The sequence below is a fragment of the Pseudomonas sp. OTU5201 genome (genome assembly GCF_038440135.1).
GTDB classification, from domain to species: domain Bacteria; phylum Pseudomonadota; class Gammaproteobacteria; order Pseudomonadales; family Pseudomonadaceae; genus Metapseudomonas; species Metapseudomonas resinovorans.
Genome location: NZ_JASATC010000059.1, coordinates 20,873 through 27,927, shown reverse-complemented (window position 1 = coordinate 27,927; position 7,055 = coordinate 20,873). Strand labels below are relative to the sequence as shown.

6 protein-coding genes are annotated in these 7,055 nt (G+C 61.6%); 2 read left to right on the top strand and 4 right to left on the bottom strand.

The annotated features are described in order from the left end of the window. Positions 1-669 precede the first annotated feature (669 nt). A complete protein-coding gene (locus tag AAHM40_RS25060) occupies positions 670-1,446 on the top strand; it encodes an ABC transporter substrate-binding protein (protein WP_342247107.1) in 777 nt (258 codons plus the stop codon). A 240-nt stretch (positions 1,447-1,686) separates the two neighbouring features. Here AAHM40_RS25060 and AAHM40_RS25055 read toward each other — a convergent pair whose 3' ends face one another. The 4 genes from AAHM40_RS25055 to AAHM40_RS25040 form a co-directional block, all read right to left on the bottom strand. Further along, entirely contained in the window at positions 1,687-2,448 is a 762-nt protein-coding gene (locus AAHM40_RS25055; protein ID WP_342247106.1) for an amino acid ABC transporter ATP-binding protein, read from the bottom strand. Positions 2,449-2,458: 10 nt separating this feature from the next. Continuing rightward, entirely contained in the window at positions 2,459-3,556 is a 1,098-nt protein-coding gene (locus AAHM40_RS25050; RefSeq protein WP_342247105.1) for an amino acid ABC transporter permease, read from the bottom strand. A gap of 10 nt (positions 3,557-3,566) precedes the next feature. Next, positions 3,567-4,754, bottom strand: coding sequence for an amino acid ABC transporter permease (locus tag AAHM40_RS25045; protein ID WP_342247104.1), 1,188 nt, complete (start codon positions 4,752-4,754; stop codon positions 3,567-3,569). 109 nt (positions 4,755-4,863) lie between these two features. Next, complete coding sequence (locus AAHM40_RS25040) at positions 4,864-5,892, bottom strand: amino acid ABC transporter substrate-binding protein (RefSeq protein ID WP_342247103.1); 1,029 nt, start codon at positions 5,890-5,892, stop codon at positions 4,864-4,866. Positions 5,893-6,368: 476 nt separating this feature from the next. On the opposite strand from AAHM40_RS25040, the gene AAHM40_RS25035 reads away from it, so the two are divergent. Then, positions 6,369-7,028, top strand: a complete 660-nt coding sequence (locus AAHM40_RS25035; protein ID WP_342247102.1) for an alpha/beta hydrolase — start codon at positions 6,369-6,371, stop codon at positions 7,026-7,028. The last annotated feature ends 27 nt before the right edge of the window (positions 7,029-7,055 follow it).

Sequence of the window (7,055 nt, the reverse complement as noted above, 5' to 3'; positions counted from 1 at the left end):
CCCCTCTCGCGGCATCCATGCCGCTCGTCCCCCTGACTCGCTACGCTCGCCCTGCGGGCCAGCCTTCGGCTGTTACTTCGCTTCGCTCCGTTTCGCAACGATTCCGCTCGGCCTCCTGAAGGGGCGTAGTCGCTGCCCCACCTCGTCTGCCCGGTTTCAGGCCCGTGTGGGCTTCAGGATGAATCATGCCTCGCCGGCGTGAGTCACCCCTCGCCCTCTGGGAGAGGGGCGGGGGTGAGGGTTGAATCCGGCTGGCGCGGAAGCCTAGAGGGCCCGCACTAGAAGGCTTCACTCAACGTTGCAACAGCTAACGCAGACATAGCCAACTCATTCGCCAGGCAGGACGAAGGTCTGCCCTTCAGAGTCCAGGGGGGCTGCTGTGCAGCCCTTGGCGAATGAATTCGCCCCTACAAGGTGTTTCCCGACACCGTCATCTTGGAGCCCGGTAATGCCAGGCTTTTTCATGGGTGATTGACGATATGTACATTAGAGTCCAGTATGGACTCATAAGTACAAGTTAGCGGCCTCCACAATGATCCATCGCCAGCTACCCATCGCTTTCCCATGCCGGCCAGCCCAGGCGGCGCCTTCTTCTGCCTCGCAAATCCATTTCGAACCTGCTCGCCAAGCCCTGTGGCGGGCATCCATCCGTACTGCGGGAGTCGCACCATGAAGAAACTCGTTCTGCTGGGCAGCCTTGCCCTGGGCCTGCTGGCCTCCAGCGTTTTCGCCGCCGACAAGCCTCTGCGCATCGGCATCGAAGCGGCCTATCCGCCTTTCGCCTTCAAGACCCCGGAGGGGCAGATTTCCGGCTTCGACTACGACATCGGCAACGCCATGTGCGAGGAAATGAAGGTCAAGTGCCAATGGGTCGAACAAGAGTTCGATGGCCTGATTCCCTCGCTCAAGGTGAAGAAAGTGGATGCTGTGCTGTCGTCCATGACCATCACGGAAGAGCGCAAGAAGTCCGTGGACTTCACCGGCAAGTACTACTACAGCCCGGCGCGTCTGGCGATGAAAAAGGGCGTCGTGGTTGATTCCGAGTTCAAGAGCCTGGTGGGCAAGACCATCGGCACCCAGCGCTCCACCACCACCGATCGTTTCGCCAGCGAGGTACTGGAGCCCAAGGGTGTGAAGATCGTGCGTTACAGCACCCAGAACGAAATCTACCTGGATGTGCTTTCCGGTCGTCTGGATGGCGTGTTGGCTGACGTCTTCCCGCTTAACGAAGGCTTCCTCAAGACCGATAGCGGCAAGGGCTTCGAGTTCGTCGGCCCGGTGTTGAACGATCCGAAGTACTTCGGCGAGGGCGCCGGTATCGCGGTGCGCAAGGGTGATGACGAGCTGCGCGAGAAGTTCAACAGCGCCATCAAGACCCTGCGTGAGAACGGCAAGTACCAGGCGATCCAGGCCAAGTACTTCGACTTCGACATTTACGGCGAGTGAGTTTCGCCTGTGGGGCAGGGCGCAGCTCCTGTAGGTTGGGCTGAGCTCGGCGAAGCCCAACGTTGGGGATGGCGGGCTTCGCCGAGCGCCAGCAAATCGTAGCCCGGATGAAATCCGGGAGCGGCGGTTGGACTTTCCCCGGATTTCATCCGGGCTACTGACTGACTTCCCCGAAAGTCCGCGATGAACCAAAAGAAAAAGGGAGCCCGAAGGCTCCCTTTCTCGTTCAGCGTCCAATCCTCAGTGCAGGATCTGCCCCAGGAACAGCTTGGTCCGCTCGTTCTGTGGGTTGTCGAAGAAGGCGTGAGGCTCGTTCTGTTCCACAATCTCGCCCTTGTCCATGAAGATCACCCGGTCGGCCACGGTGCGAGCGAAGCCCATCTCGTGGGTCACGCAGAGCATGGTCATGCCGTCGTCGGCCAGGCCGATCATGGTGTCGAGCACTTCCTTCACCATCTCCGGGTCAAGCGCCGAGGTCGGTTCGTCGAACAGCATGATCTTCGGCTTCATGCAGAGCGCGCGGGCGATGGCCACACGCTGCTGCTGGCCGCCGGAGAGTTGTCCCGGGTATTTCAGGGCCTGCTCGGGAATGCGCACACGCTCCAGGTAGTGCATGGCGATTTCCTCGGCCTGGCGCTTGGGCATCTTGCGCACCCACATCGGCGCCAGGGTGCAGTTCTGCAACACGGTGAGGTGCGGGAACAGGTTGAAGTGCTGGAACACCATGCCCACTTCGCTGCGGATCGCCTCGATGTGCTTGAGGTCGCCGGTCAGCTCGGTGCCATCGACGATGATGCGGCCCTGCTGGTGCTCTTCGAGACGGTTGATGCAGCGGATGGTGGTGGACTTGCCGGAACCGGACGGACCGCAGAGGACGATGCGTTCGCCCTGCTGCACGTCGAGGTTGATGTCCTTCAGCACGTGGAACTGGCCGTACCACTTGTTCACGCCCTGCAGACGGATGATCGGCTCGCCGGCGGTTTTCTTGCTTGCTTCAGTCATGGAGTGACTCCTAACGCTTGTGGCCGGTGTCCAGCTTGCGCTCCAGGCTCATGGAGTAGCGGGACATGCCGAAACAGAAGATCCAGAACACCAGGGCGGCGAAGACATAGCCTTCGGTGGCCATCCCCAGCCAGGCCGGGTCGGTGGTGGCTTGCTTGATGCTGTTGAGCAGGTCGAACAGGCCGATGATGATCACCAGGCTGGTGTCCTTGAACAGCGCAATGAAGGTGTTGACGATGCCGGGGATTACCAGCTTCAGGGCTTGCGGCAGGATCACCAGGCCCATCATCCGCCAGTAGCCCAGGCCCATGGCGGCTGCGGCTTCGTACTGGCCCTTGGGGATGGCCTGCAGGCCGCCACGCACCACTTCGGCGATGTAAGCCGACTGGAACATGATCACGCCGATCAGCGCCCGCAGCAGCTTGTCGAAAGACAGGCCTTCCGGCAGGAACAGCGGCAGCATCACCGAGGACATGAACAGCACGGTGATCAGCGGAACGCCGCGCCAGAACTCGATGAAGGTCACGCAGATGACCTTGATTGCCGGCAGGTTAGAACGCCGTCCCAGTGCCAGCAGGATGCCCAGCGGCAGCGCGCCGACGATACCCACCGCGGCGATCACCAGGGTCAGCATCAGGCCGCCCCACTGGCTGGTGGAGACGGTGCTCATACCGAGGAAGCCGCCGTGCAGCAGCCAGTAGGCGACGATGGGGTAGATGACCAGGAACGCCAGGCCGTACTTGGCCTTTTGCTGGAAGCGCGGAATGAACAGCGGCGCGGCGCCGATGATCGCGATCCACACCGCCAGGTCCACTCGCCAGCGCAGCGCTTCGGGATAGAAGCCATACATGAATTGGGCGAAGCGCATCTTGATGAAGACCCAACAGGCGCCTTCGCTGGTGCAATCGGCGCGGGTGCTGCCGTTCCAATCGGCCTGGAAGAAGGCCCACTGGAGCAACGGCGGCACGATCAGCCACACCAGGTAGATGGCGAACAGGGTCAGCAGGGTGTTGAACCAGTTGGAGAACAGGTTGCCGCGCAGCCAGCCGACTACGCCCACAGTGCTGCGGGGTGGCGGTTGGTCGGGCTTGAATACGTGTGTTGTCATGGCTCGGACCTCACCGCTCGATCAGCGCGATGCGCTTGTTGTACCAGTTCATCAGCAGCGAAATGCTGATGCTGATGGCCAGGTAGACGCTCATGGTGATGGTGATCACCTCGATCGCCTGGCCGGTCTGGTTCAGCACCGTACCGGCGAACAGCGAGACCATGTCCGGATAGCCGATACCGGCCGCCAGGGACGAGTTCTTGGCCAGGTTCAGGTACTGGCTGGTGAGCGGCGGAATGATCACGCGCAGGGCCTGCGGGATGATGACCAGGCGCAGGATCTTGGCGGCGGGAAGCCCCAGGGAGCGGGCCGCTTCGGTCTGGCCGTGGCTGACCGCCTGGATTCCGGAGCGCACGTTTTCTGCGATGAAAGCTGCGGTGTACACCGTCAGCGCCAGGGTCAGGGCGATCAGTTCCGGAATCACCACCCAGCCGCCGCGGAAGTTGAAGCCCTGCAGTACCGGCATGCTCCAGGCGAACGGCGAACCGAAGACCAGTGACACCAGGCCGGGAACCACCACCAGCAGCGCCAGCGAGGTAATCAGTACCGGGAAGCGCTGGCCGGTGGCCTCACGCCTGGCCTTGGCCCAGCGCGCCATGACGATGATCGCCAGGATGACCAGCACCAGGCTGACCAGGAACGGCCAGAAGCCATCGGCCTGGGTCGGTGCCGGCATGTACAGGCCGCGATTGTTGAGGAAGAAGTGCTCGCCGATGGCCATGCTCTGGCGCGGCCCCGGCATGGGCAGCATCACCGCGAAGTACCAGAAGAAGATCTGCAGCAGCGGCGGGATGTTGCGGAAGGTTTCGATGTAGACGGTCGCCAGCTTGCGCACCAGCCAGTTCGGCGACAGCCGTGCTACGCCCAGGATGAACCCGAGGATGGTGGCGAAGAAGATACCGATACCCGAAACCAGCAAGGTATTGAGCAGACCGATGACGAAAACGCGGCCGTAGCTGTTGCTTTCGTTGTAGTCGATCAGGTGTTGAGATATCCCGAAGCCGGCGCTTTGTTCGAGGAAATCGAAGCCGGACAGGATGCCGCGCTGTTGCAGGTTGTTCTGGGTGTTCTGGAACAGGTACCAGCCCAGTGCCACGACCGCGACGACGGCGATGATCTGAAATAGCCACGCACGCGCCTTCGGATCGGTCCAGATCGAACCTTTCGGGGCACGCGGGGCGTTGGCAGTTTTTTGCATGACAGCCCTCTGGGAACCGCTGGCCGGCCGGATGGGGGACGGCGGCCAGGGTTCGCGTTGAAACGGAACTCGAACCCGGCAGCCACATCATGTGGCCGCCGGGCGACGGTCAGCGCACCGGCGGTGCGTACTGCAGACCGCCCTTGTTCCACAGGGCGTTGAGACCACGTTCGATCTTCAGCTCGCTACCGGCACCGATATTGCGATCGAAGATTTCACTGTAGTTACCCACTTGCTTGACGATCTGCACCGCCCAGTCCTTCGGCAGTTTCAGGTCCTTGCCGAACTCGCCTTCAGTGCCCAGCAGACGGGCAATGTCGGGGTTCTTGGTGGACTTGGCCGTTTCCTCGACGTTCTTCGAGTCGATGCCCAGTTCCTCGGCGTTCACCATGGCGAACAGGGACCAGCGCACGATGTCGAACCATTCCTCGTCACCCTGGCGCACGGCTGGGCCCAGAGGCTCCTTGGAGATGACCTCCGGCAGTACCACGTACTCATCCGGAGCGGCCAGCTTGATGCGTTGTGCATAGAGCTGGGACTGGTCCGAGGTCAGTACGTCGCAACGACCGGATTCAAGCGACTTGGCGCTCTCGTCGGAGGTGTCGTAGGTGATGGGGGTGTATTTCAGGTTGTTGGCGCGGAAGTAGTCGGACAGGTTCAGCTCGGTGGTGGTGCCGGCCTGGATGCAGACGGTGGCGCCATCGAGTTCCTTGGCGCTGGATACGCCGAGCTTCTTGTTCACCAGGAAGCCCTGACCGTCGTAATAGGTCACGCCGGTGAAGTTCAGGCCCATGGCGGCGTCACGCGAGCTGGTCCAGGTGCTGTTGCGCGAAAGGACGTCGACTTCGCCGGACTGCAGCGCGGTGAAACGTTCCTTGGCGGTCAGCGGGCTGAACTTGACCTTGCTGGCATCGCCGAATACGGCGGCGGCAACGGCACGGCAGACATCAACGTCGATGCCTTTGTAGTTACCCTTGCCATCGGCATAGGAGAAGCCCGGGAGGCCGTCGCTGATGCCGCATTGTACGAAGCCTTTCTTCTTCACCGCGTCCAGGGTGGCGCCCGCCTGCGCGAAACCGCTGATACCGAGAACGGTTGCCGCGGTCAGCACGGCCAGGGTGGATTTCACCATCTTCATCAAAACCTCCAGTTGCTTTTATTGGTGTTGGAGTCTCGGTCCCACCGCCGTACCCTCGTGAGGCAGGTTCAACCTTTCATGCACTGGAAAAGGTCAACCGGGGTGTCGGACCTAAGGAAGGAGTCTAGTTGGCGCTGCTCCGCTCGCCACCAGACCTTTCCTCGCCCATTGGTCAAATGGGCTGGAGACGGATTGCGCCCACCCCGACGCCACGAAGGACGCCAGATGACCGCCTGCAAGGCCTCGGCCGGAGCCGCTGCCCAACCCGTTGCACGCCGGGCAAGTGTTACCTTGCCGCGGGCATGTTTCAGTCTGCAGCTAGATAGCAAAGGCCGTACCAGCAAGATGCCAGTAGGACTATTCCGATAGGTCAATAGGTAAAGTTTTAGCCTTGCGACATATATTTCAGTTATCAAACCACCCTGTCTGATGCATCCGTCCCACAACTGTGCAGATGCACCACAACGGAGCCACACATGAGCGACACATTGATCCTTGAGCCCACACATCGCGCCGATGCCTGCGTCATCTGGCTCCACGGATTGGGGGCGGATCGCTATGACTTCCTGCCGGTGGCAGAGGCTCTGCAGGAAGTCCTGGGCACCACCCGCTTCGTGATGCCCCAGGCGCCGACCCGCGCGGTGACCATCAATGGCGGCTGGGCCATGCCGTCCTGGTACGACATCCTCGCCATGAGTCCAGAACGCGCCATCAACGAGGCCCAGTTGGAGGCGTCGGCGGAGCAGGTGATGGCCCTGGCGCAGGCGCAGATCGACGGTGGCATCGAGCCGCGCCGCATCTTCCTCGCTGGATTCTCCCAGGGCGGCGCCGTGGTGCTGCACACCGCCTTCCTGCGCTGGTCGGATGAACTGGGTGGCGTGTTGGCGCTGTCCACCTACGCACCGACCTTCACTGACGAAATGACACTGTCGGATACAAAACGACAACTGCCGGTCCTTTGCTTGCATGGCACTTTTGACGACGTGGTGCTGCCCGCGATGGGCCGCGCTGCCCACGATCGCCTGGCGGCCGCCGGCGTTCCCGTGGAGTGGCGCGACTATCCGATGGCCCATGAAGTATTGCCGCAGCAGATTCGTGACATCGGCATCTGGTTGGTGGAACGACTGCACAGCTGATCCCAATCCAACAGAACAAGAACCGAC